Below are 434 nucleotides of genomic sequence, written 5' to 3'. Positions count from 1 at the left end.
CGCTGATCCACCTTGATCCGCGACACAAACTGACCCAGCAGTTTGTCGAGCTGCACAACCTGCTGGAAAACGCCTGATTCCCGCAGGCAACACCGAACCCCTGTGGGAGCGGGCTTGCTCGCGAAAGCGGTGTATCAGTCAATGTTGATGTCGACTGACACTGCGCTTTCGCGAGCGAGCACGCTCCCACATTTTTGATTCGGGGTGGCTTCAGATTCCCTGGCTACGCAACCAACTCATCAACTGCGGCAACGGGAACGCCCCGCTCTGGCGCGCCACTTCCCGGCCGTTCTTGAACAGAATCAGACTCGGAATCGAACGAATCCCCAACTGCGCCGACAACTGCTGATTCGCCTCACTATCGAGCTTGGCCAGCCGACACTTGCCCGCCAACTGCACCGCCGACTGTTCGAACACCGGCGCAAACGACTTGC

At 59.0% G+C, this 434-nt stretch carries 1 protein-coding gene; it reads right to left on the bottom strand.

Annotation, left to right across the window (positions count from 1 at the left end; all coding sequences use genetic code 11):
* Positions 1–210: 210 nt before the first annotated feature.
* Positions 211–434, bottom strand: a 224-nt coding sequence (locus BK665_RS34060; protein WP_259699693.1) for a thioredoxin family protein, incomplete at its 5' end; no start/stop codon positions are given.

Source organism: Pseudomonas frederiksbergensis, from assembly GCF_003732665.1.
GTDB lineage: Bacteria > Pseudomonadota > Gammaproteobacteria > Pseudomonadales > Pseudomonadaceae > Aquipseudomonas > Aquipseudomonas frederiksbergensis_G.
This window is presented reverse-complemented; position numbering and strand designations above follow the sequence as displayed.